The sequence below is a fragment of the Klebsiella sp. KPN54798 genome (assembly GCF_021184225.1).
GTDB classification, from domain to species: Bacteria; Pseudomonadota; Gammaproteobacteria; order Enterobacterales; family Enterobacteriaceae; genus Klebsiella; species Klebsiella pneumoniae.
In genome coordinates this window covers 1,137,164-1,163,675 of record NZ_CP089234.1, presented here as the reverse complement: position 1 = coordinate 1,163,675, position 26,512 = coordinate 1,137,164, and the positions used below count along the sequence as shown (strand labels likewise).

The 26,512-nt window shown below is 60.2% G+C and carries 26 protein-coding genes; 16 read left to right on the top strand and 10 right to left on the bottom strand.

Annotated features, from left to right (window positions below; all coding sequences use genetic code 11):
- Position 1: 1 nt before the first annotated feature.
- Entirely contained in the window at positions 2 to 625 is a 624-nt protein-coding gene (locus tag LPQ25_RS05755; protein ID WP_014907085.1) for an NADPH-dependent FMN reductase, read from the top strand.
- On the top strand, positions 600 to 3,044 hold the full coding sequence (locus tag LPQ25_RS05750; protein WP_014907084.1) for a glycoside hydrolase family 3 protein: 2,445 nt from the start codon (positions 600 to 602) through the stop codon (positions 3,042 to 3,044). The genes LPQ25_RS05755 and LPQ25_RS05750 overlap by 26 nt, the downstream gene beginning before the upstream one ends.
- A gap of 135 nt (positions 3,045 to 3,179) precedes the next feature.
- Here the strand turns inward: LPQ25_RS05750 and LPQ25_RS05745 are convergent, their stop codons facing one another.
- From LPQ25_RS05745 to LPQ25_RS05710, 8 genes are all read right to left on the bottom strand, one after another.
- Positions 3,180 to 4,490, bottom strand: a complete 1,311-nt coding sequence (locus LPQ25_RS05745; protein WP_014907083.1) for a carbohydrate porin — start codon at positions 4,488 to 4,490, stop codon at positions 3,180 to 3,182.
- A 197-nt stretch (positions 4,491 to 4,687) separates the two neighbouring features.
- Entirely contained in the window at positions 4,688 to 5,890 is a 1,203-nt protein-coding gene (locus LPQ25_RS05740) for an MFS transporter (RefSeq protein WP_223274101.1), read from the bottom strand.
- A 236-nt stretch (positions 5,891 to 6,126) separates the two neighbouring features.
- Positions 6,127 to 6,918 carry a cyclase family protein gene (locus LPQ25_RS05735; protein WP_014907081.1) on the bottom strand — a complete coding sequence of 264 codons (792 nt, stop codon included), beginning with the start codon at positions 6,916 to 6,918 and terminating at the stop codon, positions 6,127 to 6,129.
- 3 nt (positions 6,919 to 6,921) lie between these two features.
- Complete coding sequence (locus LPQ25_RS05730) at positions 6,922 to 7,905, bottom strand: fumarylacetoacetate hydrolase family protein (RefSeq protein WP_014907080.1); 984 nt, start codon at positions 7,903 to 7,905, stop codon at positions 6,922 to 6,924.
- Complete coding sequence (locus LPQ25_RS05725; protein WP_014907079.1) at positions 7,883 to 8,242, bottom strand: Rieske (2Fe-2S) protein; 360 nt, start codon at positions 8,240 to 8,242, stop codon at positions 7,883 to 7,885. The genes LPQ25_RS05730 and LPQ25_RS05725 overlap by 23 nt, the downstream gene beginning before the upstream one ends.
- Positions 8,242 to 9,162: a VOC family protein gene (locus LPQ25_RS05720; protein ID WP_014907078.1), complete on the bottom strand. Its 921-nt coding sequence runs from the start codon at positions 9,160 to 9,162 to the stop codon at positions 8,242 to 8,244. Before LPQ25_RS05720 ends, LPQ25_RS05725 begins: the two co-directional genes overlap by 1 nt.
- 22 nt (positions 9,163 to 9,184) lie before the next feature.
- The gene (locus LPQ25_RS05715; RefSeq protein ID WP_014907077.1) at positions 9,185 to 10,342 is read right to left on the bottom strand and encodes an alpha/beta hydrolase family protein; all 1,158 of its coding nucleotides are present in this window, start codon (positions 10,340 to 10,342) and stop codon (positions 9,185 to 9,187) included.
- 120 nt (positions 10,343 to 10,462) lie between these two features.
- On the bottom strand, positions 10,463 to 11,362 hold the full coding sequence (locus tag LPQ25_RS05710; protein ID WP_014907076.1) for a LysR family transcriptional regulator: 900 nt from the start codon (positions 11,360 to 11,362) through the stop codon (positions 10,463 to 10,465).
- A gap of 185 nt (positions 11,363 to 11,547) precedes the next feature.
- On the opposite strand from LPQ25_RS05710, the gene LPQ25_RS05705 reads away from it, so the two are divergent.
- Both LPQ25_RS05705 and LPQ25_RS05700 read left to right on the top strand, forming a co-directional pair.
- The gene (locus LPQ25_RS05705; RefSeq protein ID WP_048336806.1) at positions 11,548 to 12,669 is read left to right on the top strand and encodes an FAD-dependent oxidoreductase; all 1,122 of its coding nucleotides are present in this window, start codon (positions 11,548 to 11,550) and stop codon (positions 12,667 to 12,669) included.
- A 177-nt stretch (positions 12,670 to 12,846) separates the two neighbouring features.
- Complete coding sequence (locus tag LPQ25_RS05700) at positions 12,847 to 13,470, top strand: hypothetical protein (RefSeq protein ID WP_014907074.1); 624 nt, start codon at positions 12,847 to 12,849, stop codon at positions 13,468 to 13,470.
- Between the two features lie 193 nt (positions 13,471 to 13,663).
- Here LPQ25_RS05700 and LPQ25_RS05695 read toward each other — a convergent pair whose 3' ends face one another.
- Entirely contained in the window at positions 13,664 to 14,575 is a 912-nt protein-coding gene (locus LPQ25_RS05695; RefSeq protein ID WP_014907073.1) for a LysR family transcriptional regulator, read from the bottom strand.
- Between the two features lie 115 nt (positions 14,576 to 14,690).
- On the opposite strand from LPQ25_RS05695, the gene speB reads away from it, so the two are divergent.
- From speB to LPQ25_RS05650, 9 genes are all read left to right on the top strand, one after another.
- On the top strand, positions 14,691 to 15,641 hold the full coding sequence (gene speB / locus LPQ25_RS05690) for an agmatinase (RefSeq protein ID WP_041168934.1): 951 nt from the start codon (positions 14,691 to 14,693) through the stop codon (positions 15,639 to 15,641).
- A gap of 10 nt (positions 15,642 to 15,651) precedes the next feature.
- Entirely contained in the window at positions 15,652 to 16,515 is an 864-nt protein-coding gene (locus LPQ25_RS05685; RefSeq protein ID WP_002914200.1) for a sugar phosphate isomerase/epimerase family protein, read from the top strand.
- On the top strand, positions 16,512 to 17,579 hold the full coding sequence (locus LPQ25_RS05680) for an isopenicillin N synthase family dioxygenase (protein ID WP_004180962.1): 1,068 nt from the start codon (positions 16,512 to 16,514) through the stop codon (positions 17,577 to 17,579). Before LPQ25_RS05685 ends, LPQ25_RS05680 begins: the two co-directional genes overlap by 4 nt.
- A gap of 19 nt (positions 17,580 to 17,598) precedes the next feature.
- Entirely contained in the window at positions 17,599 to 18,402 is an 804-nt protein-coding gene (locus LPQ25_RS05675) for an ABC transporter substrate-binding protein (protein WP_004180963.1), read from the top strand.
- Between the two features lie 30 nt (positions 18,403 to 18,432).
- The gene (locus LPQ25_RS05670) at positions 18,433 to 19,953 is read left to right on the top strand and encodes an amino acid ABC transporter permease/ATP-binding protein (RefSeq protein WP_014907070.1); all 1,521 of its coding nucleotides are present in this window, start codon (positions 18,433 to 18,435) and stop codon (positions 19,951 to 19,953) included.
- Positions 19,954 to 20,682 carry a class II aldolase/adducin family protein gene (locus LPQ25_RS05665; protein WP_004180964.1) on the top strand — a complete coding sequence of 243 codons (729 nt, stop codon included), beginning with the start codon at positions 19,954 to 19,956 and terminating at the stop codon, positions 20,680 to 20,682.
- Positions 20,683 to 20,687: 5 nt separating this feature from the next.
- On the top strand, positions 20,688 to 21,620 hold the full coding sequence (locus tag LPQ25_RS05660) for a 2-hydroxyacid dehydrogenase (protein WP_014907069.1): 933 nt from the start codon (positions 20,688 to 20,690) through the stop codon (positions 21,618 to 21,620).
- A 60-nt stretch (positions 21,621 to 21,680) separates the two neighbouring features.
- Positions 21,681 to 22,475 (top strand): SDR family NAD(P)-dependent oxidoreductase, encoded by a 795-nt coding sequence (locus LPQ25_RS05655; protein ID WP_014907068.1) that lies wholly within the window; start codon positions 21,681 to 21,683, stop codon positions 22,473 to 22,475.
- A gap of 155 nt (positions 22,476 to 22,630) precedes the next feature.
- On the top strand, positions 22,631 to 23,251 hold the full coding sequence (locus LPQ25_RS05650; RefSeq protein ID WP_048336849.1) for a hypothetical protein: 621 nt from the start codon (positions 22,631 to 22,633) through the stop codon (positions 23,249 to 23,251).
- 55 nt (positions 23,252 to 23,306) lie between these two features.
- Here the strand turns inward: LPQ25_RS05650 and LPQ25_RS05645 are convergent, their stop codons facing one another.
- Positions 23,307 to 24,155 carry a transporter substrate-binding domain-containing protein gene (locus LPQ25_RS05645; protein ID WP_015875104.1) on the bottom strand — a complete coding sequence of 283 codons (849 nt, stop codon included), beginning with the start codon at positions 24,153 to 24,155 and terminating at the stop codon, positions 23,307 to 23,309.
- A gap of 353 nt (positions 24,156 to 24,508) precedes the next feature.
- Here LPQ25_RS05645 and LPQ25_RS05640 point away from each other — a divergent pair, with 353 nt between their 5' ends.
- The 3 genes from LPQ25_RS05640 to LPQ25_RS05630 all read left to right on the top strand — a co-directional run bounded on the left by LPQ25_RS05640 (position 24,509) and on the right by LPQ25_RS05630 (position 26,491).
- Positions 24,509 to 25,126: a LuxR C-terminal-related transcriptional regulator gene (locus LPQ25_RS05640; RefSeq protein WP_234599501.1), complete on the top strand. Its 618-nt coding sequence runs from the start codon at positions 24,509 to 24,511 to the stop codon at positions 25,124 to 25,126.
- 103 nt (positions 25,127 to 25,229) lie between these two features.
- A complete protein-coding gene (locus LPQ25_RS05635) occupies positions 25,230 to 25,781 on the top strand; it encodes a fimbrial protein (protein ID WP_014907063.1) in 552 nt (183 codons plus the stop codon).
- A 41-nt stretch (positions 25,782 to 25,822) separates the two neighbouring features.
- The gene (locus LPQ25_RS05630) at positions 25,823 to 26,491 is read left to right on the top strand and encodes a fimbrial biogenesis chaperone (protein WP_009486158.1); all 669 of its coding nucleotides are present in this window, start codon (positions 25,823 to 25,825) and stop codon (positions 26,489 to 26,491) included.
- Positions 26,492 to 26,512: the final 21 nt, after the last annotated feature.

Genomic DNA, 26,512 nt, shown 5'->3' with positions numbered 1-26,512 from the left:
TATGAATAAGCCTGTTTTCTCGCGCCCGCCGCTGCTGATCGGTATCGGCGGCACTACCCGCCCGGGCTCCAGCACCGAGCGCGCCCTCGCTGCCGCGCTGGCCCATGCCCGCACGCTCGGCGCGCAAACCCAGCTGTTCGGCGGCGCTGAACTGGCGGCCCTGCCGCCGTTTAACCCGGAAGTGACCACCCGTACGCCGCAGGAGGTAGCGTTTGTGGAAGCCGTGCGCCAGGCTGACGGCATTCTGCTGGCCTCGCCGGGCTACCACGGCGGCGTGTCTGGCCTGGTGAAAAATGCCATCGACCTGCTGGAAGATTTGCGCGGCGACAGCCGGGTCTATCTCGATGGCCGGGCGGTGGGCTGCATCGTTACCGCCGCCGGCTGGCAGGGATGCAACACCACCCTCGGCGCCATGCGCGGTATCGTTCATGCCCTGCGCGGCTGGCCGACCCCGCTGGGGGTGACCCTCAACACCGCTGGCGTGTCGCTGTTCGACAGCGAGGGCCGCTGCACCGACGACGCGGTCCAGCGCGCGCTGGCCACCGTAGCCGAACAGGCGCTGGCCTTCACCCCTGACGCCCTCTTACGGAGACATGCCAATGCCTGCGCTCAGTTTGTCGCTTAGCGTTGCCGAAAAAGTACGGCTCACCGCCGGGATGGGGATGTGGTCTACCCACCCTATCCCGCACTCCACGCTGGGATCGGTCACCTTGTCCGATGGCCCGATGGGGATCACCGGCGGCCGGGTTGACGAGCGGGATATTGCCCTGCTCAGCCCCTGCGGGCTGGCGCTTGGCGCCAGCTGGGACCGCCAGCTGGTCAGCCGGGTGGGCGGCGTCATCGGTCAGGAGGCGCTGCGCACCGGGACGCAGGCGCTGCTGGCGCCTAACCTGAACCTGTTGCGCAGCCCTCTTGCCGGTCGCGCGTTTGAGCTTTTTGGCGAAGACCCGCGGCATATCGCCGAGCTGGGCGCGGCGTGGATCGACGGCGTTCAGCGCCAGGGAGTGGGCTGCATCGTCAAACATATGGTCTGTAACGATTCAGAAACCGATCGGCGGACCATGAACGTGGTCGTCGATGAAGCCACCCTGCGCGAAGTCTATTTCTGGCCGTTCGAAGTGGCGGCCAGTCGCGGCGTCTGGGGCATGCTGACCGCCTATAACCGGGTGAACGGGATCTATTGCGCCGAGCAGTATCAGGCCATCAGCCAGTGGCTGAAGCGCGATCTCGACTGGGACGGGCTGGTGATGTCCGACTGGTTCGGCACCCAGAATGGCCCGGCCAGCTTCCGCGCCGGACTGGATCTGGAGATGCCGGGCCCGGCCCGCCATATGGGCGACCACCTGCTGCCTGCGCTGATGGATACCGACAGCGATGCCCGGCGTCTCGACGATGCCGCGGCCCGGCTGGCGCGGCTGGCCGAACGGGTCAGCCATCCCCTGCCCTGGGATAGCTCAGCGGCCGCCCAGGCGCAGCGGCGCCACACGCTGGAGGAAGCGGCGGCGGCGGGGTTTGTCCTGCTGCACAATCGCCAGCGGCTGCTGCCTCTCGACGCGCAGGCGGGACAGCGGCTGGCGGTGATTGGTCCCAACGCCACGACGCCCTGCTTCCAGGGCGGGACCTTTGCCAGAGTGGCGCTGATGCCGGGACTGATCTCCCCTCTAGAGGCCATTCGTCAGCGCTTCTCCGCCGCCGGGGTCGAGATAAGCTATGCCCAGGGGGTAGAGAGCGATTATCGCATCCCGCCTCTGCATCATCTGCCGCTGCGCACCGCCGCCGGCGAACGCGGACTGGACGTTGCCTACGCCACCGCCGCCGGGGAGGTGGTTCACCGGGAGGTGCGCGATGCCTCCTCGCTGATCTGGTTTCGCGATATGCCGGGCGTCGGCGACATGCTGCGCCTGACCGAACGCGCCACCGTAACGGTAAGCTGCCAGTTCACCGCGCCGGTCAGCGGCCGCTACGGCTTCTGGATCGGCGGCACCGGGGAGGTCGCCCTGCAGCTGAACGGCGAACGCGTGGCGATCTTCAATGGCGAGGCGCTGGACGGGGATATCATGGGCAAGCTGATGCAGGCCCCCCATACTCGCCTTGAATTTCCGCTACAGGCCGGGGAATCCCTGACCTTCCGGGCCGAGATGGCGCTCGGTAGCAGTATCGCCCACGGCATCTGGTTTGGCTGCCAGCCCCCGCAAACCATCGATCTGCTGCAGCAGGCGGTCGACCATGCCCGGGCGGCCGACAACGTGGTGCTGGTGATTGGCGAAACGGCCGATGCCGGTCTGGAAAGCATCGACCGCGACGCCACCGCGCTGCCGGCGCATCAGGTCGCCCTGATCCGCGCCGTCTGCGCGGCGAACCCGCGGACGGTGGTGGTGCTGAACGTTGCCCATCCGGTGGATACCGGGTGTCTCGCCGACGCGGCGGCGGTGATGGTCGTCTGGTATCCGGGCCAGGAGTTTGGCCCGGCGCTGGCCTCGGTGCTGGCCGGGGATCGTGAACCTGGCGGTCGCCTGCCGGTCACCTTCGCCCAGCGCCTGGATGACTATCCGGTACGCAGCCTGACGCCGGACGCCGCGGGCGATCTCTGGTATCACGAGCGCCAACAGGTCGGCTATCGCTGGTTTAGCGCCCGCGAACGTCCCGCCGCCTGGGCCTTTGGCCACGGTCTGGGGTATGCCGATATCACCCTCACTGCCGCCGCGCTGACAGGCGACGAGGTAGACGGGCTGCAGCTGCGCTGCCAGCTGCAAAACCGCGCCGCCCGCGACGGGAAAGCGGTGGTCCAGCTCTACCTGCGGGGGCCGCAGACGGCGTGGTCGGCGCTGGCGGAGTTTGCGGCAGTCAGCGTCCCGGCGCACGACGAAGCCACCCTGACTCTTGACCTGCCGCGTCACGCGTTGCAGCGCTGGCAGGTGCCTGCCCAGGAATGGCAACTGGCCAGCGGCCCCTGGCATCTGGCTGTGGGTTTCGCCAGCGACGATATCCGGGCAACCTTCGATTTCGTGCTGACCCCCGACGGGAAAATCAGCCACCGGGGCTAAGTCCGGATCGATGGCAAAGAGGGTCGGCAACGTGCCGACCCTCTTTTTTTGTCCATGCGCCAACCGGTTCGCGAAAAAAACCGCCCGGCGGCAGCGTACCGGCGGGCGGGGTTAAAATCCTCAGGTGGTCTGTGGTCAGAAGTTCCAGTACATGGAGGACTGCCAGAGAACCGCCGACTCATGCTTCGGCACCAGCGTCGGGTTATCCTGCCAGGTGATACCGTTGATCCAGTAAATGCCTTTGGTCAGGCGCAGAGCGTGCGACAGGGAGATGGCGTTGATGCTCTGCGGCGCCTCCATCCCGGCCTCGCCGACATAATCGCGGAACTTTTTACTGATAAAGGATCGGGTATAGCCCAGCGAGGTCATATCCTGCTCGCGGCCGGGAAACAGGCCGATATCAAAGAAGGTGACCTGGAAGTCGCTGGTGTAAGCGTTGCGATCGTCCGGAGCATAGTCCGCTTTCACATCAAGATACAGCCCCAGCGGAAGCCCTTTTTTCGGCTGGGTCAGCTGCACAGTGTTGGCGACATAGAACGCGTAGTTATTGCTGCTGTCACCAGGCTGGTCAAAATACTGGTAGTGCGAGGTGTTGTAGATTGCCCCGGCACGGAACCACAGCGAGCGCTGCGACTCGCCCGCCGGCTGCTTAAAGCCAAACTCATCCACCAGAATCGGGTTGGCGCCATCAACGTGCCATTTCAGGCCCGAGGGGTTCTGCTCCACATCGTCGAGGTGTCCGGCAGGCGACATACTGCGGCTGACGGCAAAGTTGTTATAAAACTTCTTTTCGCTATCGCGGACGATGGCGGTGAAGGTCGGCGTCGGCGCGTTAAGACTGATCCCCACCTGCACCGGGATCACGCTGGTCGGCCCCAGCGCGGCTGATGAAGAGTTGCCCCCCAGCACCATGCCGTAAAACTGGCGAATTAACGGATAAAAACCATATTGCAGCTCCAGCTGGCCGTTTAATAAGGGTTGGTTCACCGCCAGCACCGCAATATTATGCAGTTCCGGATAACTGTCATGATAATTCGAGGTCGCCCACTGGGGAGAGAAAGTAAATTGTGCGTCTTTAGTAAAGCCAATTCGGCTTAAATCGTAGGTGACGTTCAAAGACATATTTTGCGACCAGGTAAAACTTTGCCCGGCATATTGTTGCGGGTTGGCGGACTGACCTTTCAGATCGTACATCACCATCGGGTTCCAGCTTAACTGGACGCCCCAGCCACGGTCGGCCAGCGCGCTGCGAAAGCCGCCAATATCGCCGATAAGCGACTCGCAGGTCGACGGAGGGCTGACAACCTGCGCGGAGCGGGTATTGAGTTTATCCAGTTGCTCACAGGTCCAGGTATCCGCCAGCGCGGTACTGGAGAATATCGCCAGCGTCAGCGCCGAAAGGGGAAAAATTATTTTCTTACTTACGTCGGTACAGCAGAGACTCATAATAAACCCTCATTTTTATTTTTTGCAGGTAAGATGCGCCATATCGTGAAAAATAAATTCGTCACAATACGTTTATTAACAGGGATTAATTAGGCTGAAAGTTAACGCTAAATAAGGTGTACGCTTTTTTTAAATAATGGCCTCCCGTTCCCGCCGGGAGGCCGGCGGGCGTATGGTGATATCGTCGTCAGGTGAAATTAGCGGGCCAGCGCGCGGCGGCCCCCCATCCGGGCGCTGGCGATGCCCGTCATACCGGCGATAGCCAGCGTCAACAGCGCAAACCACAACAGGCTGTGCTGCAGGCTGCCGGTAACACCATTCAGCAAGGTCATCAGAACCGGACTGATGAACATACCGAGGAAAAAGAAGGTATGCCAGATGCCGATCCCCGTCGCGCGATGCGGCGCCGGCAGGGTCTTCATCATCCAGGCCAGCATCAGGGGGATCAGCATTCCGTTACCGATTTGCGCGACGAACCCGGCCGCCACGCCGGCCAGCGGATTGCGGGCCACAGCGATAAACAGCAGGCCGAAACCAAAAATGGCGTAAAACAGCAAAAACTGCCTGTCGATACGCTGCTTCGCGCTGCGGCCATACAGCCAGGCCCCCAACGGTACCCCCACCCCAGCCATGGCGGTAGCGATGCCGATCTGGCTACTGGAGGTCAGCCCGAGCTGACTGAACACCAAGCTTATCTGCAGCGGCTCGAGAAAGTAGAGGATCGCACTGCCAAGGGTAATCAGGCCGATCGCCGCCATTTTGCGCCGCGGAAAAGCGACGTCCTTCTCGTCAGCGATATTGTCCGCGCGATGGCGGAGTGCCGGTTCAGCGGTGAACAGACACAGGCCGATAAAGACCGGGATCGCCAGGGCATACAAATAGATCGGCCCATACCAACCCAGGGTTCCCAGCAGGCCAGCGCCCAGCACAATCAGCGTCGACAGTACCGACCCCATGCCGCTCTGCACCGCCAGCCATTTACTGCGCGCCTCGCCGGCAAAGTAGTCGCCAATCAGCGCATTGGCGGTGGTGAGGATAAAAGCGTCGGCGATGCCCATCACCAGCCGCGCCAGCAGAATGGTATGCAGATCGTCGAGCATCACCGGCAGCAGGCCAAACACCGCGTACACGCCGGTGGCGGCGATCAGCAGACGGCGACGACTCAGGCGATCGCCCACCATTCCGGCCAGCGGCGCCAGCAGCGCCATGCTCACCGCCGGTAAGGTGATGATCATCGGCACCAACAGCTGAGCGTGCGGCTGCGCGGCAAAATGGCTGAACAGGATCGGCATCACCGGCAGCATGGTCAACGTCCCCATGATCGGCAGCAGGGCAGCCAACATCAATAACATCGCCTGTACGGCCCCCGCCTCGCGCGGGATTGCTGAAACCTTGTGCATCACCATCTTCCGCTCTCCGTCACTGCCCTTTATTTAGAATATGAATTACAGTTCTATTTTTTATCGATAAAGAAAGGCGTTTTGCGCCCCGGCATACTGGCTGACAACGCATTAGCGAACTCAGCACACATACCGTTCTACCCTACCGGATGCAGGTGGCGTGGACTGCGATTGCTATCACAATTAACACAATGCATTCACATTAAATTAACATAACCATCCACAGTATCAGGCGTTCAGGCGTCGACAATCGCCACCGCGCGGATAAACCCGGCCGAACCGCGGCGAATCTTGTAGGGAAAGCAGCTCACCCAGAAGCCGTGGTCGGGAAGCTGCTCCAGGTTGCTCAGCTTCTCCATTTGCCCATAGGCGATCTCCCTGCCGGCTTTATGTCCTTCCCAGATCAGCCCGGCGTCGCCGCTGGCTTGAAAGCGTTCGCGGGTAAAGTGGAAGGGTGCATCCCAGCTCCAGGCGTCGGTGCCGACAACCCGTACGCCCTGCTCCAGCAGCCACAGCGTCGCCGCCCGACCAATGCCGCAGCCGCGCTGGAGATAGTCCGGCTGGCCGTAGCGGGCGCCGGCTGCGGTATTGATTAACACGATATCCAGCGGCGACAGGCAATAGCCTATCCGCGCCAGCTCGCGCTGCAGATCCTCCGGCTGCAGGATCGCCCCGTCGGCGACGTGGCGGAAATCCAGCCGGACGCCGGGGCGCAGGCACCACTCCAGCGGCAGCTCATCGATGCCAAACGCCGGTTCGCCGCCGTTGGTGGTCGAGCTGTAGTGCCAGGGGGCGTCCATATGGGTGCCATTGTGCGGCGTCACGGTCAGGCGCTCGGAGGCCCAGGCCTCCTCTCCCGGCATCTGCGATTTTTCCAGTCCCGGGAACATCGCCGCCATTTCCGGCCATCCCTGCAGATGATCCTGATATTCAATGTTCGGCAGCAGCGGCGGCGGATCGGTCCAGGGATTGTTATCCAGGGTAACGGAAAGATCGACCAGCCGACGCCCTTGTAAAAGATTGATCATGGTTTACTCCATTAACATCACAACGTGTTGATCCAGCACGCCAAACAGCGGCCGGCCATCGGGAGCGTGGGCTGCCATCGTCACCCGCTCACCCGGGGATAAAAACGGCGTGCGCGGCTCGCCGTGGGCCAGCATCTCCATAGCCCGCACCTCGGCGATACAGCTGGCGCCGCGGCTGGCGTCCGGCCCGGACACCGTGCCGGAGCCCACCACCGTCCCGGCGCGCAGGCGGCGGGTCTGCGCCGCATGGGCAATCAGTTCGCCAAAATGGAAATGCATCTCGCTACCAGACTGGCAGCCAAACGGCTCGCCATTGCGCGTCACTTGCAGCGTCAGCGCCACCCGCCCATGCTGCCAGGCCTCCCCCAGTTCATCCGGGGTGAGGGCCACCGGCGCAAAAGCCGAGGCGGGTTTGGCGTGAATAAAACCAAACCCGGTCTGCATCTCGCGCGGCGCCAGCGTCCGCAGACTGATATCGTTGAGCAAGACGATCAGGCGGATATAGCTCAGCGCCTGCTGCGGCGAGCAGCCCTGCGGCACCTCGTCGACCACCACCGCGAATTCGCCCTCAAAGTCGAGGCCATCCTCGACCCGGCGGCAGCTTATCCCGGCGTGAGGGGGAAGAAAGTCGTCCCCGCTGCCCTGATACATCAGCGGCGTCTGGTCGGCGCCAGCAATCGGCGGCAGATGAAAGGCCCGCTGCATGCGCTCGCCATGGCTGAGGAAGGCCGAACCGTCCAGCCACTGCCAGGCGCGGGGCAGCGGCGCCAGCAGACGCCAGGGATCATAGGGTTGTGCCGCCGGGTAGCGGCGCGCATTGAGCGCCTGATAGCGCGCTTGCAGCGCAGGCCAGACGCGCGGGGCCAGCTCCAGCGCCTGCTGGAGCGTCGGAGCGATATCCGCCGCATCGGCCATCAGCGTCAAATCGTGCGAGACGACCACCAGGCAGCCGTCGCGTTCACCGTTATCTCGTGTTGCCAGTTTCATGACCTGCCTCCTCATGCAGACAGAGCCAGCCGTCGGCGTCCACGTCGCCAGCCAGCGGACTCAGACGTTGGCCGGCGCAGGCGCCCTGCACGCAAAGGCCGCTGTCCGGCATAAAAATCGCCCCGTGGGCGAAGCAGACCAGCCGGTCGCCCCGGGCGTTGAGAAAAGCGTCCTGCCGCCAGTTCATCGGGGTATCCAGATGCGGACAGCGGTTGCGCCACAGATAGAGTGTTCCCTGATAGCGGCAGGCAATTACCGTCGCCTGCCCGCAGCCCGTAGGGTCAAATCCCCGTGCCTGGCCCTCGGCCAGACTGTCGGCACGGCACAGACGAACCATCAGCGGGCGTTATCCGGACCGGGGGCCCATTTCTCACGATATCCCAGCAGGAAGTATTGTGAGTTATCGGCCCCCGGCAGCGCTTCGCGCGGCTGCCAGTGATCGTCGTGCTGATCCATATCGGCGTCATATTCGATATGACACCCGAGCGGGCTGTTGAAGTACCAGAACCAGTTCGATCCCAGCTGATGGCGCCCCGGCCCCCAGAAGGTCTGATACCCCTTCTGCTGAAAGCGGCTACCGGCCATCATCAGCTCGGTAGGGCCGCCGAGATGGAAGGTAAAGTGTTCAATACCGGTCATAAACGGCGGAGCCTGGATCAGAAACAGGGTATGGTGATCCTGGGTGCCGGCGGGCCGCAGGAAGGGGCCGACGTGGGTGAAGCGATCGGTACAGACAAAGCCCAGCCGTTGATAGAAGGCTTCAGCGCGCGCGGCGTCCGGCACAAAATAGACCACATGGGAAAGCGAACGCGGCTCTGCCGCCATGTCAGCGCTGGCCCCCGTCTGGTTGACCGGCCGCCCGGCGAGATCCCCCGGGGCATTGATTTTCTCCCCTTCCCGCTGCAGCGGCTGGCGCTGGCTGACGCGAAAACCAAGGGCAAAGCCGGCATCATCGACGCAGCGCAGTACGCCGTCGGCGCCAAGCTTCACCTCACGATCGCGGCGCAGCGTCTCGGCAATCACCTCCAGCGTGGTGCTATCCGCCACGCCATAGACGGTTTCCCGCAACTGACTGCCGCTGGGCAGCGCCGCTGGCAGCGACGGATCGTCACGCTCCCGCAGCAGCACCCCGGTACCATCCAGCGCGCTAAAAAAACCGTTCTCCTGCTCGCGTAAACCGTAGTCGAGAAGAAATTGCCGGCAACCCGCCAGGTCATCGACGCCAAATACCAGATAATCCGGGCCAAGAATATTCATCGCGGTTGTTCCTTATGCGTGTTCAGGCCACCCGGCCGCCGAGGGTTTCCGCCACCCAGTCAGCGATGTAGTGCCCGGCGTTAATCGAGTTGTCGAAGCTGGAGTGCTGCACACCGCCCTCGCGGTCAGTGAAAATTTTTAGCTCGCGGCGCGGGCTGTTCACCAGCTGGTCGTAGGTGCGCTGCGCCCATTTCACCGGGATCTGCGAGTCCTTTTCACCATGGGTGACGAGGAAAGGCACCCGTATGCGGTCGAGGACGCCGTCGAGATGGACGTTCTCCGCAAGGCGCATAAAAGCGTCGATATCCTCGCCGCCCCACACCCAGCGCACGTGCTGCCAGTAGTGCGGTACCGGAAAATCCCCTTCGCGTTCGCGGCGGCGCTGCTGTACCTCACGCCAGTCGTGATTCGCCCCCCACACCACGCCGCAGGCGAAACGCGGCTCAAACGCCACCGCCCGCGGGCAGTAATAGCCGCCCAGCGAGACGCCTTCCATGCCGATGCGCCCGGCATCCACCTCCGGGTGCTGCTCCAGCCAGTCAACGATCCGGCTGGCCCAGTGCTCGCTGTCATAGCGGGCCTTCATGTCGTGAAGACGCAGCGCTTCACCGGTCCCCGGCTGGTCGACCACCAACGAGGAGACCCCGCGCTGTGCCAGCCACTGCGGTAACCCCACCAGATATTTCATCTCTTTGGTGGAGTCGAGGCCGTTGACCTGCACCAGCAGCGGCGCACGGCCGGTCACTCCTTCGGCGCGGACGTAGAGTGCCGACAGGGTTTTACCCTCGTAGGGGATAGTCACCCGCTGACAGTTGGCATGGGTATGGTGCAGCCCGGTGGCAAAGACATCGAGAAAGCGGCGGTACAGCGCATCGCGGTCCGGCGCGCCATGCGCCTGCAGGCGCTCGCAGGTCAGGTAATAGTTGGCCGCCCGGAGATACTTCTCTCCCGCCGACAGCCGCCGTCCTCGCGCTTCATCTTCGCCCGCCAGCGCGCATAATTTATCGGCCATGCGGGACCAGGTTTCCCGGAACGCGCGGGTGCCTTCGGCGTCGGGATGCTCGGACGCGGCCAGCAGCGGCGCGCACATCTCTTCGATCTCACCGATGCGGGCGCCCATCTCGATGGAGAGATCCACCGACAGGTTCCAGACATAGTTTTTAGGGAAATAGCGAAACATAGGGTCATCCTTCAACATTCAGTCGCAGTCGCTTTAGCGCAGGCACTGTCACATAAAGCACCTGCGGGCGACCAATCATGTCTCAGGATGTCAGGTATCGACGGAAGCAATACCCGTGGGTTAGCTTGCGCTGGCGACGATTTTTGCCTTCAGCCAGCCGAAGATAGGATCGTTATCCAGCGAGCGGTGCCAGCCGATAAATTCGCGCATCATCGGCAGGGTCACCGGGACCGGGAAAAGACGCAGCGGCAGCATCGCCGCGTACTGTTCCGCCAACCGCCGGTGCAGCGTGGCGATCCGCGAAGTGCCGATTAGCAGCTGCGGAACGCAATGGTAGCTGTGAGTCACCACCTCGATACGACGACTTAGCCCCGACTCGGCAAACAGATTGCCCTCCAGCCCCGGCTGCCGCTCACGGCCAAAGACCACCGACACGTGCCCCAGCTGTTGCCAGGCGTCGAGGGTCAGCGTCTCGCCGGTGTGGGGATTGTCCGCCCAGGCCAGGCAGACAAACTCTTCGTCAAACAGCGCTTCGGCAGGATGGTCAGCGGCCATAAAACGTTCCGGCGCCACGATGATATCCAGCTCGCCGCGGTTGAGCATGCCGGTGGACTGGGCGTCAGGCGAGAAAAACTCAAAGGTCATACTCGGCGCTTCCTGATGTACCGCCTGCAGCGCATCCTTCAACATCACGTTGATCACATAATCCGAGGCCATAATGCGAAAATGGCGCTTGCTGGTTGCCGGCTCATCCACTGGCCGGCGGGCAATAGAGGTCTGAATTTTCATCAGCACGTCGCGAACCGGCTCCCGCAGCTCTTCCGCCAGCGGCGTGGGCCGCATCTTTCTGCCCACCTGGGTGAGCAGGTCGTCCTCAAAGTAGGTGCGCAGCCGGTTGAGTACCCCGCTGGTGGCAGACTGGGTCATATGCAACCGGCCCGCCGCGCGCGTAATGTTCTGTTCATCCAGTAACACATCCAGTGCCACCAGTAAGTTCAGGTCAAGATGTTGATAACGCATGGGTCCCCCGGCGAGAAATGGCGTGCTTATCCTGTGGCTTAATTTAACTTTTCTGCAACTTTTTGTTTTCAATTTCCACGGCGATATTGTTTTTTGCGATAGCGATCATTCTTTATCGCGATTAGTCAGCGTGCTGCTCCGTTGGTTAACGTCCTGCTCTCTATCCCCTTGAGAAAACACCTACGATGAATATCCATAACGCATTAATCGTTGGCGGCGGCATCGGCGGATTATGCACCGCCATCGCTCTCCGCCAGGCCGGCGTCGCCGTCGATGTGGTGGAGATCCAGCCGCAGTGGCGGGTCTACGGCGTCGGTATCATTCAGCAGAACAATGTTGTGCGCGAAATGCAGCGGCTTGGCGTGTTGGAACGCTATCTGGACGCCGCCTGGCCGTTTGACAGCGTCTCAGTGCATACCCTGAGCGGCCAGCAGTTAGCCAGCTTTCCCGGCGAGCGGCTGGCGGGCGAACAGTTCCCGGCCAACGTCGGTATCTCCCGCCTGGCCCTGCACCACGTACTCTGCTCCACCGCGCAGGAGCTGGGGGTCAGGCTGACCACTGGCGAGAGCATTGACGCCTTCCGTCAGCATGATGATGGCGTGGAGGTGAGCTTCAGCCGCGGCGGCGAGGGGCGCTACGATCTGCTGGTGGGCGCCGACGGAATCTACTCCCGGGTGCGCGGCATGCTCTACGGTGAGCGCTATCAACCTCGCTTTACCGGCCAGGGCGTGTGGCGCTACAACTTTCCGCGGCCGCCAGAGGTGGATCATCTGATGTGCTTTATGGGCGAGGGGTGCAATTGTGGGCTGGTGCCGTTGGGGGAAAATCTGATGTATCTGTTTATCACCTCCCATGAAGCGGATAACCCCCGCTACACCCGCGACCATCTGGCGGCGGAGATGCGCCGTCGTCTACCGCCCGGCGCGGGGTTACCGGGCAGCCTGCGCGAGCACATCGTTAGCAATGAAGAGGTGGTCTATAAGCCACTGGAAGAGCTGTTCGTCGACGCGCCCTGGTATCAGGGGCGGGTCGTACTGGTGGGCGACGCGGTTCACGCCACCACCCCGCATCTCGGTCAGGGGGCGGGTATGGCGATTGAGGATGCCATCGTGCTGCGCGAAGCGCTGCAGCAGACCGACAGCGTAGCAGCCGCGCTGGCGCACTTTGACGCCCGCCGCCGGCCGCGCTGTCAGCAGATCTGGGCCGCCTCGCTGCAGGTGGGCGAGAGTGAGATCCACCGCGATCCCCATTTTGACCGCCAGCAGGCGATCAGCGATATGATGACCCTGACGGCGAGGCCGATATAAGCCCTGCCCGGCCCCCTCCGCCGGCTACGCTGGCGGATTTTTTCCCCTTTCCCCAGACGCTAATCTCTTATCACCGAAGATATTCTTCCCGCGCAGCGTGATATTTGACGCCTCTCCGCTCACATGGCTAAGGTATATTTCATTTCTCCCCTTCATCATGGAAAGGAATATACGGATATGAATATTCTCTCGGCAGAGTTTTTCAAATATGCGATAGCGATTATCACGTTGATTATTCAGATTGTCGCCGTGCGTTCAGGTTGGGTATTTCCCAAAGATAAAATATTCACCTCGCGCAAAAATATCAGTGAATTCGCCGCCGCACTGCACAAAAATAGTGACGACCCCGATCTGCAACGGATCGCATACGAATATGGTATCGCCGCGCTGACCAAAGATAAAAACCTGACCATGGCGCAAAGAAAGATATTGTTGAAATGCAAAAATCCGGTCAGCGATATTGATAACTACAGTAAATGCCAGCATCTGATTTCGGTCAATGATGAGAAAAGCATATTCAAATGGAAAAAATGGGGTTACCGCTTCTGGTTATACCGTAAGGCTGTCGAAGTCGTTAGTCTGGTGCTCTATTTTATTGGCGGCTTCTTAACGGCGCTGCCTTTCCTGTATGAAGGCCTCGCCAGCCCGGCGGTGATTGACAGAATTAATCATTTATCGCGTCTGCAAAAATTGAGTATGGCGAGTTATCTGTTTGCCTGCGGGATTTGTCTGGCGCTGATCTGCCTGCACAAACTCTCCACCATCGCGATTGCGGAAAAAACCATTAAAGCGAATCGCTAACCACTGCGCTGCCCGCGACCTGTCCACACCAGCGGCGCCTAACCCTGTGGATAACCTGGAGGCAGTTGCCTGGCAGCCGCAGCCCGGGCGGGCTACCGGCCGCCGTTCGTTTTTTGAACAGGGAAAACTCCCCGCCGGGCAGCGCGCTAAGCGCGAAAATCACCACCCAGGCACAGGGAAGCGCCCGCCCCGCTTAATAATTCCACTTCGGCCGCGCTACCGTATTTTTCTTCAGCAGATCGCGGAACGCTTTCAGATAGGGTTCATTGCTGCGCCCGCGCTTACAGATGGCCGAGAACGGCGACTGAAAGCCAAACTCGTTGGGCAGCAGCACCCGCAGGCGGTTCTCTTTGATCCACGGCCAGGCGTAATGCTCCGGCAGATAGCCAATATATTTCCCCGAGAGGATCAGCAGCAGCTGGGCGTCGACGGTCTCGACGGTGGCGCTCCCTTTGCTGAAGCCCCGACGGCGGAGATCGCTGGTGTTCCAGTAGCTGCGGGTCACCAGCGGGCACTGGCTGATCTGCTCTTTATCGAGCTGGCGGCTGAAGAACATCGGGTGCAGATCGCTGCAGTAGAGCCAGTGCTGTTCACGGTACAGCGGCTCGCTGATGATGTTATGCACCTGCGAGTTGTAGCTGCCGATAGCCAGGTCGATATGGTTGTTCAGCACGCCGTTCTGTTGCTCCGCCGGGGTGCGGATAATCAGTTTGATATGCACATGGGGAAATTTGTCGCTGAAGCTGCGCAGAACCACCGGCAGCGAGAGCGCCGTTTCGGTCTCGATGGAGTCGAGCGTCGAGATGCACAGGGTGCCGCTGTGCTCCCCTTTGAGCAGCGCCGACTGCCGCTCCAGCTCATTGAGTTCGCTCAGTACGCGGATCGCCTGCTGTAAAAACTGCTGACCTTTCTCGGTCAGAGAAAAGCCGCCGCGCCCGCGCTGGCAGAGGGTGAAGCCGAGCTGTCCCTCCAGCTGCGACATGGCATTGCTGATGGCGGAGACCGAAATACCCAGCTCCTGCTGGGCCCGGCTGTAGCTCTCCAGGCGGGCCACCGCCTCGAAAACCTGCAGCTGGCGAATATTGAGGCTGGCGTCGTGATGCATCGTATTTAGTTCACCAATAAATGAACTGAGTATTTACGCCAGACGATGTAAAGTCCAGCGCGGGTTGCGCACTATCTCTCCTGTTACGTTTCATCCGTCAGATTCAGGAGCAGACATGGATAACCTCTTTCACCAACCGCAGGGTGGCAATGAGATGCCACGCTTCGCCGGACGCGCCACAATGATGCGCCTGCCGTTTATCGAAAATTTACAGGGACTTGACGCGGCATTTGTCGGCATTCCGCTGGATATCGGCACCTCGCAGCGCTCGGGCACGCGCTACGGACCACGCTATATTCGCGCCGAATCGGTGATGATCCGTCCGTACAATATGGCGACCGGCGCCGCGCCGTTCGACTCGCTGTCGGTGGCTGATATCGGCGATGTGCCGATCAATACCTACAGCCTGCTCAAATCGGTGCAAATTATCGAAGATTACTACACCGGTTTGAATAGTTATCCGCTGATCCCGCTGACCCTCGGCGGGGACCACACCATTACCCTGCCGATCCTGCGGGCGCTGACCAAAAAACATGGTCCGGTGGGCCTCATCCACGTCGACGCCCATACCGACACCAATGATGAGATGTTCGGAGAGAAAATCGCCCACGGCACCACCTTCCGCCGCGCCGTTGAGGAGGGACTGCTCGACCTCAAACGGGTGGTGCAGATTGGCCAGCGCGCCCAGGGCTATGCCGCCGGCGACTTCCAGTGGGGCGTTGACCAGGGCTTTCGCCTGGTGCAGGCGGAGCAGTGCTGGCATACCTCGCTGGCGCCGCTGATGGCCGAAGTCCGCCAGCAGATGGGCGACGGGCCGGTGTATCTCAGCTTTGATATCGATAGCCTCGATCCCATCTGGGCTCCAGGAACCGGGACGCCGGAAGTTGGCGGTCTGACCTCCATTCAGGCGCTGGAGATCGTCCGCGGCTGCCGCGGCCTGAATCTGATTGGCGCCGATCTGGTCGAGGTCTCGCCCCCCTACGACGTGAGCGGTAATACCTCCCAGCTGGCGGCCAACCTGCTGTACGAGATGCTCTGCGTCCTGCCCGGCGTGAAGTACGCCTGAGGAAGCCGCCATGGAGCTGAAATGCTTTCGCACCCTCTGGGGAGTGACGACCCCCTGGCCGCAAACGCTGGATGAACTGCAGCGTGTCGGCTGCTGCGGTATCGAAGCCCGCGTGCCGTTAACGGTGGCCGAGCGGCGGCAGCTCGCCGACCGCCTGCAGGCGTCGGGGCTGGAGTATATCGCCATTCTTTTCAGCGGCGGCGGGGTGCTCCCCGCCCAGCATGAAACGCCCGAGCAGCATCTGGCGCGCCTGCAGTCCCGCTTCGCCGAGGCCAGCGGCCTCAACCCGCGCTTTGTCAATTTGCTGGCGGGCAACGATCGCTGGCCGCTGGCGCAGCAGGTCGATTTTCTCGGCAAGGCGCACGAGCTGGCCGCCGGGTTTGGTTTGACCTGCAGCTTTGAAACCCATCGCGCCACCTCGCTGTACAGCCCGTGGCTCACCCTGGAGATCATTCAGCAGCTCCCCCAGCTGCGCTTTACCGCCGACATCAGCCACTGGGTGGTGGTCAGTGAGCGCCTGCTGGATGACCCCAGCGATGACTTCAGCGCCTTTATCGACCGCGTGCATCACGTGCAGGCCCGGGTGGGCTACGACCAGGGGCCGCAGGTGCCGCACCCGGCGGCGCCTGAGTATCAGCCGGCGCTGGCCTTTGCCGAGCGCTTCTGGCAGCAAATCTGGCGTTCGCAGCGCCAGCGCGGCTACCCGCAGACCACGCTGACCCCGGAGTTTGGCGCCGACGGCTATCTGCACCATCTGCCGTTCACCAACGTTCCGGTGGCCGATCTCTGGTCGCTCAACGCCTGGATGGCCGCGCGCCAGCAGGCCCACTTTCAGCAGTTTTTATCGCTCACTGAACAGGAACCGCAGCCATGACCGCCGTGAAGCACGCTTTTACTGAACTCCCGACCATTGATATCCGCGATCTGGCCGGCGATGACCTCGCCAGGCGTCAGGCGGTGGCCGACGCCATCGGCCGCGCGGCGCGCGAGGTGGGCTTTTTCTACATCACCGGCCACGGCATCGACCCGGCGCTGATCGCCGGCGTCCGCGAGGCGGCGAAGCAGATCTTCGCCCTGCCGATGGAGGAGAAGATGAACTATTACATCGGCCACTCCAAAAGCCATAAGGGCTACGTTCCGGAAGGAGAAGAGATCTACGGCTCCGGCAAGCCGGACCATAAAGAGGCTTTCGATATCGGCTTCCAGGCAGCGGATGACCATCCGCTGGTGCTCGCCGGTACGCCGCTGATCGGCGCCAACGAGTGGCCCGATCTGCCGGATTTCCGCGCGCGGGTGCTGGCCTACTACGACGCGGTTTTCGCCCTCGGCCACCGTCTGTTCGACGCTTTCGCCCTCGCGCTCGGCCTGCCGGAAGGGTATTTCAAACCGATGGTGACCTGCCCGCCGGCTAAGCTGCGGCTGATCCATTACCCGTTCGACGCCAGCGTCGAAGATGTTCCCGGAATTGGTGCACACACCGACTATGAGTGCTTCACCCTGCTGCTCGCCGACCAGCCCGGCCTTGAAGTTCTCAATGAAGAAAGCGTGTGGATCGATGCACCTCCCGTCAAGAACGCCGCCGGAGAAGAGGCGTTCGTGATCAATATCGGCGACATGCTGGAAGTGCTCAGCGCTGGCACATTTGTTGCTACAGCCCACCGGGTGCGCAAAGTGCCGCAGGAGCGGTACTCCTTCCCGCTGTTTTTCGCCTGCGATTACCACACGCTGATCCGTCCGCTGCCGACTTTTCTCGCCGCCGGCGAAGCCGGTGAATATCAGGAGCTCAGCATCGGAGAGCATATGTGGAGCCAGGCCCTGCAAACCTATCGCTACCTGCGCGAAAAGGTCAATCGCGGTGAACTTCAGCTACCGGAGCGCGCGCGCGGCACCAATACGTTTGGCCATTTGAAAAAACAGGCACAGCAAAAAACCCCCTAACCACCCGTGAGGATCCATGATGACTAGCACCCTGAAAATAATCTCGCGCCGTGTCGCGCTTACCCTTGCCGTCAGCGCCTGTTTTTCCCCTGTCACCCAGGCGGCGGAACTGCTGACCGAGGGCGTCTTTAAGGTGGGGATGGAGGTCACCTACCCGCCGTTTGAGTCCTATGACAGCAATAACAATATCGTCGGTCTCGACCCGGAGTTTGCCGCGCTGATCGCCCAACATCTGCAGGCCAAACCGCAGCTGATCGACACCAAGTTCACCAGCCTGATCCTCGGCATCGGCAAGAAATATGACGCGGTGATCTCCGGGATGTACGTGACGCCGGAGCGCCAGAAACAGGCCGACGCCATCCCTTACGCCCTCTCCGGCGCGTCGATCATCGCCCTGAAGGGCGGCGCGGTGCAGCCGAAAACCGAAGATGAGCTGTGCGGTGTGAAGGTCGGTCTGCAGGCGGGCACCACCTGGGTGACCAGCCTGAAAAAACACTCCGATGAGTGGTGCCTGAAAAACGGCAAACCGGCCATCACCATTCAGGAGTTCCCGACGGCGCCGGAAGCCTCCCAGGCGCTGCTGTCGAAGAACATCGGCGCTCAGCTTGAGATTGCCCCGGCAGCGCAGATCATCGTCGACAAGAGCCGCGGCCGCCTGGCGATAAGCTCTACGCGCCTGGTCTACCCGCTGCCGCTGGGGATCTACGTCGCCAAAGGCAACACCGAGCTGGCGGAGGCGATCAAGGCCACCCTGGCCACGCTGAAGGCCAACGGCCAATATGCCGCGTTGATCAAAAAATACAACTTAGAAAGCATCGATTAAGACAATAAGCACTGCGCAACAGGAGTCAGTATGGCGTTCGATTGGGGATACTTTTTTTCATTGTTTAGCATTGGGGCATTCTGGCAGGCGTGCGTGACTGTCATCGTAATCAGCACCTTGTCCTGGGGGATCGGCCTGGTGGTCGGTTTTCTGTTAGCCTGCGCGAAGCTCTCGGCGCCGCGCTGGGTCAAGATCCCCGTCGAACTCTATATCTGGTTTTTTCGCAGCGTGCCGCTGATGGTGCTGCTGGTGTTTGTCTACAACCTGCCGCAGCTGTTTCCGGTGACCCAGCCGCTGCTCGGGGTGCCGTTTATCGCCGGGCTGGTGTCGATGACCGTCACCGAGGCGGCCTATATGGCGGAGATCCACCGCGGCGGGCTGCTGTCGGTGGCCAAGGGGCAGAGCGAGGCAGGCCATGCGCTGAGCTTCAGCTTTATCGGCATCCAGCGGCTGATCGTGATCCCTCAGGCGTTTCGCATCTCGCAACCGACGCTGATCAATGAATACATCACCATCATTAAGCTGAGCTCGATTCTGTCGGTGGTCTCCTTACCCGAGCTGCTGCTCACCGGCCAGCGCTTGTATGCGCAGAATTTCCTTGTGATGGAGACCCTGCTGGCGGTAGCGGTGTACTACGTGATGGTGGTTACCGTCTTCACCTGGCTGTTCCGGGCGCTGGAAAATCGTCTCGATATTCAGCGTAAGCGTCCGCAAACCCTCAGCGAGGCGGAATGCCAGGCGCTGCGCCAGAGCCTGCCGGCGCTGAGCGAAGAGAGCAACACCCCGGCCGTCAACGGCGCGCCGCCGGCGCTCGATCTGCGGGGCATTCGCAAATCCTGGGGGCAGCATGAGGTGCTGAAAGGCATCGATCTGCAGGTGGAGAACGGGGAGGTGATCAGCATCATCGGCCCGTCCGGCTCCGGCAAAACCACCCTGATCCGCACCATCAACGCCCTCGAAAGCCTTGATGGCGGGGAGATCATTCTCTACGGCGAGGACTATCTTAAGGGCGGAGCCATCGTCGACAAACGCCAGATGCGCGCCGGGGTACGGCGCATCGGCATGGTCTTCCAGAGCTTCAACCTGTTCCCCCACCGCACGGTGCTCGACAACGTGATGCTGGCCCCGCGCTATCACCAGCTGCTGGACCAGCCGGTCGCCCGCGAGCAGGCCCTGGCGCTGCTCGACCGCGTCGGCCTGCTGGCCCATGCCCACAAGTACCCCGGACAGCTCTCCGGCGGCCAGCAGCAGCGCGTGGCGATCGCCCGGGCGCTGGCGCTGAAGCCGGACATCATGCTGTTTGACGAACCGACCTCGGCGCTGGATCCGGAGCTGGTAGGCGAAGTGCTGAAGGTCATTCAGTCGCTGGCCCGCGAAGGCATGACCATGCTGATTGTCACTCACGAGATGGACTTCGCCCTGTCGATTTCCGACCGCGTGGTGCTGATGGAGAACGGCGTGGTGCAGGCCGATATCGCCCCGCAGGTGATCCGCAGCCCGCTGGAGGCGCCTTCTCTGCAACGAATCCGTGAATTTATGGGAGTACGCTAAATGGCAACTGAGCAACACCTGCGCCAGCAGCTGGCCGCCGCCTACCGGCTGGCGGCGCTGTTCGGCTGGGAGGATACCCTCTACACTCACTTCTCCGTGCGCCTGCCCGGCGACGGCGAGCCGCGTTTTTTAATTAATCCCTTCGGCATGATGTTTGACGAAGTCACCGCCAGCAACCTGATCGTAGTGGATATGCAGGGCAAGGTCGTAGCGGGCGACGCGCCGGCTAACTCGGCGGGCTTTACCATCCATAGCGCGGTGCATATGGCCCGGGAAGACGCCCACTGCGTGATCCACACCCATACGCTGCCGGGGATGGCGGTGGCCGCCTGCGAGGATGGCCTGCTGCAGCTCAACCAGATCAGCACCGAGTTTTACCAGCGCGTCGGCTACCATCCCTATGAAGGGGTGGCCTTTGACCTCGACGAACGGGCGCGTATCCAGCGCTCGCTGGGGAATAATATCGCCATGATCTTGCAGAGCCACGGCCTGCTGTCGGTGGGCCGCACCGTGGCTGACGCGTTTTACATCATGTACTACCTGAACCGCGCCTGCGAAATCCAGATGGCCGCCGCCCAGCTGGCGGCCCTCAGCCCGATCCACACCATCGCCCCGCACCTCAGCCAGCACGCCTGCGAGCAGCTGATGGGCGTGGAGCATGAACGTCAACAGGTCTGGCAGGCGTGGCTGCGCCGTCTTGACCGTCTCGATACCTCTTACAAAGACTAACGCCTATGTCTGATATCACTATCGTGGTGGATTGTAACGACGCGGATTTCGCCCGCGATATCTGCGCCGCCCTGCAGCAGTTTCCCGACGTCACGGCGCTTCTGCCCCATCACCAGGCGGCGCGCGACGCCCAGTACGCCAGCTGCTGGTTCCCGGACCCGCAGCTGTTGACCCGTTCGCCGGGGCTGAAGCTGATCCAGGCCGCGTCCGCCGGGGTCGATCATCTGCCGCCCGCGCTGTTCGCCAGCGAGATCCCGCTGTGCCGGGTGATCGATGAAGATTTTCGCCACGGCATGTTCGAATATGCCCTGTGGAGCGTCCTGTGGTTTCAGCGCCATTTCGACCGGGCGCTGGCCCACCAGCAAACCCAAACCTGGAAGCTCTATCCCCAGCGCGCCGCCGCCGACTTCCATATCGGCATTATGGGGCTCGGCGAAATTGGCGGCTATATCGCCGACCAGCTGGCCCGCCTCGGCTATCGGGTCTCCGGCTGGTCGCGCAGTGAAAAGCAGCTGGCTGGCGTCACCTGCTATCGCGGCGAGGAGGCGCTCGACAGCTTCCTCGGGTCGCTTGACGGGCTGATTAACCTCCTGCCGCTCACCGCGCAGACCCGGGGTATCCTCGCCGCGCCGCTGTTCAGCCGGCTACCCGCCGGGGCGGTGTTGATCAATTGCGGCCGCGGGGAGCATATGGTCAATGAGGATGTGCTGGCGGCGCTGGAGAGCGGCCAGCTCGCCGGGGCGGTGCTCGACGTCTTCCCGCAGGAGCCATTGCCGGCGGACGATCCGCTGTGGCGCCATCCGCAGGTGGTCATCACCCCACATATGGCCTCTGCGGCCTCTGCCGAGGTGATCGCCCGCCAGTTGCTGGAGAACATTCAGCGCCAGCGCCGCGGGCTGCCGCTGAAGAACCTGGTCAATAAGCACGCCGGTTACTGATCCCCGGCTATATCGCCGCTGCTACGCTTAATAGGAGATCCACAACCAGAAGGCAGGAACATGAAGATTGATTTAGCGGGAAAAGTCGCGCTGGTCACCGCCTCCACGGCGGGTATTGGCTTCGCCATCGCCAAAGGCCTGGCGGAGAGCGGCGCAGAGGTCATCCTTAACGGGCGCAGCGAGCAGAGCGTGAACGCCGCGATCGCCCGGCTGCAAAATGAGGTGCCGGGCGCGAAGGCGCGCCCCGCCATCGCCGACCTCAGCGACGCCGACGGCGCAGCGCAGCTGCTGCGGGCCGTGACCGGCGTCGATATTCTGGTCAATAACGCCGGGATCTATGGCCCGCAGGATTTCTACGCCACCGACGACGCGACCTGGGACAACTACTGGCAGACCAACGTCATGTCCGGCGTGCGCCTGTCGCGAGGGCTGCTCCCGGCGATGGTCAACAAAGGCTGGGGGCGGGTGGTGTTTATCTCCTCGGAATCGGCGCGCAATATCCCGGCGGACATGATCCACTATGGCGTCACCAAGACCGCGCAGCTGTCGCTGGCCCGCGGCCTGGCGAAATATGTCGCAGGCAGCGGAGTGACCGTTAACAGCGTTCTGCCAGGGCCAACGATTTCCGACGGCTTTGCCGAAATGCTGAAAGACGACGTGGCGAAAACCGGTCAGTCGCTGGAGGAACTGGCGAAAGCGTTTGTCATGACCCATCGTCCGAGCTCGGTGATCCAGCGGGCGGCCTCGGTGGCAGAGGTCGCCAATATGGTGGTCTACGTCTGCTCGCCGCAGGCGTCAGCCACCTCCGGCGCCGCGCTGCGCGTCGATGGCGGCGTGGTGGATGATATTCTCTGAATCCCCTTTATGCAGGGGAGCCCCCTCCCCTGCCGCCTTCCCGGGCGCTAAAAAGCGCAAAATGTTAAAAAACAGCCGCAAAGTCGCACAAAGTGAACAGGAACATGTATTCCCAGAACTTATGATATTTGTTTTAAGCATAAGTTATGGTGTTAATGTCTCTGTTACGAAGCTTGCTTTTCTTTTTCGGCGCGGCGGTCGCGGCCGCCCTCGCGGTACTCTGCCTGTGGGTGGATATTCGGGTGTTTGGCAACGACATCCCGGAGGTGTCGCTCACCGAAGTGGTCCAGGAGAGCGTGCTGGCCGTTATCGTGCTGGTTCATCTGCTGCTGGCGCGGAAATATGCCCACTTGCGCTATAGCAATATCCTCATCGGCGGCTTCTTTCTCGCCATGCTGATCCGTGAGCTGGATGGCCTGTTTGATATACTCTCCCACGGCAGCTGGGTTTGGTTTGCCCTGCTGGCCACCGCGGGGTCGCTGCTGTTGCCGTTGCGCCATCTGCGTCAGACCCTGTCGCAGCTGGCGGAGTATACCCGCACCCCGTATTACGGGATGATGATTAGCGGCCTGCTGGCGATTCTGGTCTTCTCGCGGCTGTTTGGCATGCACGGCCTGTGGTACGCCGTGCTGGAAGAGAACTACGCCCGGGTGGTAAAAAATACGGTCGAGGAAGGCAGCGAGTCGTTTGGCTATATGCTGTGCCTGACCGCCACCCTGGGCTACGCCTGCTACTTCCGCGGTCTGGCGCGACAGGCCCTGTCGTCGCAGCGCTAACCGTGGACGATAGCCACCGCCGGGCGTGTCTGCCGGCGGTGGCGCGCCGCCGCGGTTAACCGCGAATTTTCCACTTCCGTTTGAGAACCTCTTTGTCCTGGCTATCCAGCCACTGGTTCACTTTCTCCAGCAGCGCCGGGTTATCTTTACTCATCATATACACCTTGTTGCTGGCGGTACCGGCGAACGGTGTTTCGTTAGCAACGCAGAACACGCCGGGCTCTTTGCTCTGGTAATAGTCGCCTTCAATCAGATCGGTCACCATCATATCGGCCGTTTTCTGCCGCAGCGCCTGCAGGTTATCGACATTGTTCTGCACGCGAATAATTTGCGCCTGCTTGATGTGTTCATCGACAAAACTCTGATTTGTGCCGCCAGGGTTGACGATCACTTTCACGTCCGGACGGTCAATTTTTTCCAGCGAACCGAGCCGCGGGGCGGCCTGGCAGTTGGCTAAGGCGATTTTTCCGTTCGCCACCACCGGATGGCTGAGGGCGAAGGCTTGCGCGCGCGCCGGGGTCTCGGTAACCCCACCCATCGCAATATCAAACTTGTCCGCCTGCAGATCGGCGGCGAGCGCGGGCCAGCTGGTGTAGACGAAGCTCACCTTCAGCCCGAGCGTGCGCCCGAGATCGCGGGCCATGTCCACGTCATAGCCCTGCAGTTCGCCGGCGGCATTGCGAAACGCCAGCGGCGCGTAATCGCCCGGCACGCCCACCTTCAGTTCACCGCTGTGCTCGATGGATTGCATATCGCGCGCCTGGGCGCCGCAGGTCATTATCGCCAGCGTCAGCGCCAGCCCCACCGTCAGTCTCATTTCGCCATCCTTAAAGTTATCGGTTTTCATGCCAGAGTGACCGGCCGCATCAGTCACAGTATCCGCCGCGCGAGCCAGGGCATTCATCCTATTTTTAAACACCGGGACATACAACCCGACGTGGGGCAAAACGTTAATTAATCCTCTTTCTCGCTGTGAGCTTGCTGGTTGTTTTGACTTTCAGTAAAATGCCCCGCAGCGCATTCATATTTTATTCCTGGCTATACGTTTAATATATTATTTATTATCGTTTATTTTACTTTTCTCTTATGCGTTAATAGTTGAATCTTAAATTATAACCTTCTGATTAATAAGTAAAAACACTTCATGCAACATCTTTCATTAGGATTTTTCTAATGATCCTGCTTATCATCTTATTTACTCCCTTCCTCTCCAGCAGTAATACTTGGTTACAGAAGCAGTGTATAAGGAAATACATTATGATTATTATCATTTCCGCCAATAAATTTTTTATTAACGGCATCCGGTCTCTGGTTAACATGACCATGAGTGCTCAACGTCGGTATAGTCAAACATTGTTTCTGGATAATATTTCTGACGTGAATGATAAAAGTCTAACCATAGCCAGAACCATTATCGTGGACTATAGCCACCCGGACATTCAACAATTAGCCGCACTGCTCTATCGTAAAAAAAAGATCATTCATGGCGATATCGTTTTTGTCGTTAAAAGTGAGATTCTTGCCGATCCAGTCGAAAACATTATCATAAACTCTATTTCGACGATCGTGCTTGATTATATAGATGTTACCCAACGGCTGCAGAAATACTTACAGAATGCGTCTGATCATCGCTGTATTAAAGTGTTCAGAAAAACAATTAGCTCGCTGGACAGTTATGTCAATATTAAACTTACGAAACAGGAGGACTCTCTTCTCCCCTATATCATCTCAGGTTTAAATAATAAGAAAATTGCTCAGGCCACCGACCTTAGCAATATGATGATCAGTCACTATCGGAGAAACATCTACCAGAAACTCAATGTCCGCAATATTGCAGGCCTGTATCATTTCCTGCACTCCCTGGAGGGGGGATAAGTTCGCTTTATGGCTATCACAACAACAGAGCTAACGGCTTATGCAGCGTCAATGAGTATGCCTGGCTATTAGCTTCCCTGGGTCACAACAGAAGGAATTGGCTATGAAAATGAAATCACTTTGCCTGGCAATGGCACTCGTCGGCTTGACCTCACACTATGCCGCCGCGGCGGACGGTACGCTGAATTTTATCGGTAAAATTGTCAACTCAAGTTGCAAACTGGAAGGTGCCGATAAGAACGGTGTCATTGAAGTTACGATGGGCTCTGTTCCGCTGTCTAAATTAAAAAATGGTACCAATGGCACCGGGCCAGAAGTTGGGGTCAATATTAGCGTCAGCGATTGTGAAAAGGGCACGTACTATATTGTGCTCGACGGACCTTCAGCCACCGAGGCGCCTATCCCTAACATACTGGCTCTCGATACGGATCCGAATTCGGCTAAAAAAGTCGGCATTAAGCTAACCGACCGCAATAATACCCCGGTCACACTCGATAAACCTTTCGATCCCACCGTCGACCCGAGTATTACGATCGATGCCGATGGAGGCTCTGGTACCTTCTACCTGAAAGCCTATTACTACACCTGGGATACAGACGAAGTCGACGCTGGCGCCGGCAATGCGACCGCCCGGTTTACCATTATGCAGGAATAACACCTGGCCAGGGACGGCACGACGCGGATAAGGGGTAAGATATGAAAACGCTGCTGGCAGTGATCATAGGCGCTTTGGCTTTTCAGACCCAGGCGGCCATTACCATCGATGCCTCACGGGTTATTTATTCGGGCAAAGATAAATCGGCCAGTCTGAAAATTAACAACCGAAGCAGCAAAAACTATATCGTCCAGACCTGGCTTGATACGGGTCCGGAGACCCCCAGCAGCGGCTTACCCATTGTGGCAACGCCGCCCCTGGTCAAATTACGCCCCGAGCAATCGGCACAACTGCGCTTTATTTACTCAGGAACCGGTCTTCCTGCCGACAGGGAAAGTCTGTTTTGGGTGAATATTCAGGAGGTCCCTCCTGCGCCTGAGGAAAATAATATCCTGCAGTTCGCGATTCGCACCCGATTAAAACTATTTTATCGCCCGCAAGGGATTGCCACATCGCTGCCCAAAGCCGTTGAAAATCTGCAGTGGCAGCAAAGCGCTAACACGTTATCTTTTACTAACAACAGTCCACTGCATATTACGGTTATTAATGCCGAGGCGATCGACAACAAAGGCAAAATCTATCCTCTGAAAAACTTTATGTTGCTGCCGTACAGTCATCACGCTGTCAATATCGCCAGCATGCAGCGCTTGCATAAAATGAAATATATTAATGATTACGGCGCCGTTGTTGATATTCCAATAAAAAAATAAACGTCGCACCTCTTTAGGGAG

Excerpts from the sequence above, each read along its gene's own strand:
- LPQ25_RS05640 (WP_234599501.1), top strand. The coding sequence starts at position 24,509 with ATGATTATTATCATTTCCGCCAATAAATTTTTTATTAACGGCATCCGG.
- LPQ25_RS05745 (WP_014907083.1), bottom strand. The coding sequence starts at position 4,490 with ATGAGTCTCTGCTGTACCGACGTAAGTAAGAAAATAATTTTTCCCCTT.
- LPQ25_RS05730 (WP_014907080.1), bottom strand. The coding sequence starts at position 7,905 with ATGAAACTGGCAACACGAGATAACGGTGAACGCGACGGCTGCCTGGTG.
- LPQ25_RS05660 (WP_014907069.1), top strand. The coding sequence starts at position 20,688 with ATGTCTGATATCACTATCGTGGTGGATTGTAACGACGCGGATTTCGCC.
- LPQ25_RS05750 (WP_014907084.1), top strand. The coding sequence starts at position 600 with ATGCCTGCGCTCAGTTTGTCGCTTAGCGTTGCCGAAAAAGTACGGCTC.
- LPQ25_RS05635 (WP_014907063.1), top strand. The coding sequence starts at position 25,230 with ATGAAAATGAAATCACTTTGCCTGGCAATGGCACTCGTCGGCTTGACC.
- speB (WP_041168934.1), top strand. The coding sequence starts at position 14,691 with ATGGATAACCTCTTTCACCAACCGCAGGGTGGCAATGAGATGCCACGC.
- LPQ25_RS05645 (WP_015875104.1), bottom strand. The coding sequence starts at position 24,155 with ATGAATGCCCTGGCTCGCGCGGCGGATACTGTGACTGATGCGGCCGGT.
- LPQ25_RS05720 (WP_014907078.1), bottom strand. The coding sequence starts at position 9,162 with ATGAATATTCTTGGCCCGGATTATCTGGTATTTGGCGTCGATGACCTG.
- LPQ25_RS05680 (WP_004180962.1), top strand. The coding sequence starts at position 16,512 with ATGACCGCCGTGAAGCACGCTTTTACTGAACTCCCGACCATTGATATC.
- LPQ25_RS05715 (WP_014907077.1), bottom strand. The coding sequence starts at position 10,342 with ATGTTTCGCTATTTCCCTAAAAACTATGTCTGGAACCTGTCGGTGGAT.
- LPQ25_RS05665 (WP_004180964.1), top strand. The coding sequence starts at position 19,954 with ATGGCAACTGAGCAACACCTGCGCCAGCAGCTGGCCGCCGCCTACCGG.
- LPQ25_RS05630 (WP_009486158.1), top strand. The coding sequence starts at position 25,823 with ATGAAAACGCTGCTGGCAGTGATCATAGGCGCTTTGGCTTTTCAGACC.
- LPQ25_RS05725 (WP_014907079.1), bottom strand. The coding sequence starts at position 8,242 with ATGGTTCGTCTGTGCCGTGCCGACAGTCTGGCCGAGGGCCAGGCACGG.
- LPQ25_RS05685 (WP_002914200.1), top strand. The coding sequence starts at position 15,652 with ATGGAGCTGAAATGCTTTCGCACCCTCTGGGGAGTGACGACCCCCTGG.
- LPQ25_RS05735 (WP_014907081.1), bottom strand. The coding sequence starts at position 6,918 with ATGATCAATCTTTTACAAGGGCGTCGGCTGGTCGATCTTTCCGTTACC.
- LPQ25_RS05710 (WP_014907076.1), bottom strand. The coding sequence starts at position 11,362 with ATGCGTTATCAACATCTTGACCTGAACTTACTGGTGGCACTGGATGTG.
- LPQ25_RS05655 (WP_014907068.1), top strand. The coding sequence starts at position 21,681 with ATGAAGATTGATTTAGCGGGAAAAGTCGCGCTGGTCACCGCCTCCACG.
- LPQ25_RS05675 (WP_004180963.1), top strand. The coding sequence starts at position 17,599 with ATGACTAGCACCCTGAAAATAATCTCGCGCCGTGTCGCGCTTACCCTT.
- LPQ25_RS05650 (WP_048336849.1), top strand. The coding sequence starts at position 22,631 with ATGTCTCTGTTACGAAGCTTGCTTTTCTTTTTCGGCGCGGCGGTCGCG.
- LPQ25_RS05670 (WP_014907070.1), top strand. The coding sequence starts at position 18,433 with ATGGCGTTCGATTGGGGATACTTTTTTTCATTGTTTAGCATTGGGGCA.
- LPQ25_RS05755 (WP_014907085.1), top strand. The coding sequence starts at position 2 with ATGAATAAGCCTGTTTTCTCGCGCCCGCCGCTGCTGATCGGTATCGGC.
- LPQ25_RS05695 (WP_014907073.1), bottom strand. The coding sequence starts at position 14,575 with ATGCATCACGACGCCAGCCTCAATATTCGCCAGCTGCAGGTTTTCGAG.
- LPQ25_RS05705 (WP_048336806.1), top strand. The coding sequence starts at position 11,548 with ATGAATATCCATAACGCATTAATCGTTGGCGGCGGCATCGGCGGATTA.
- LPQ25_RS05700 (WP_014907074.1), top strand. The coding sequence starts at position 12,847 with ATGAATATTCTCTCGGCAGAGTTTTTCAAATATGCGATAGCGATTATC.
- LPQ25_RS05740 (WP_223274101.1), bottom strand. The coding sequence starts at position 5,890 with ATGCACAAGGTTTCAGCAATCCCGCGCGAGGCGGGGGCCGTACAGGCG.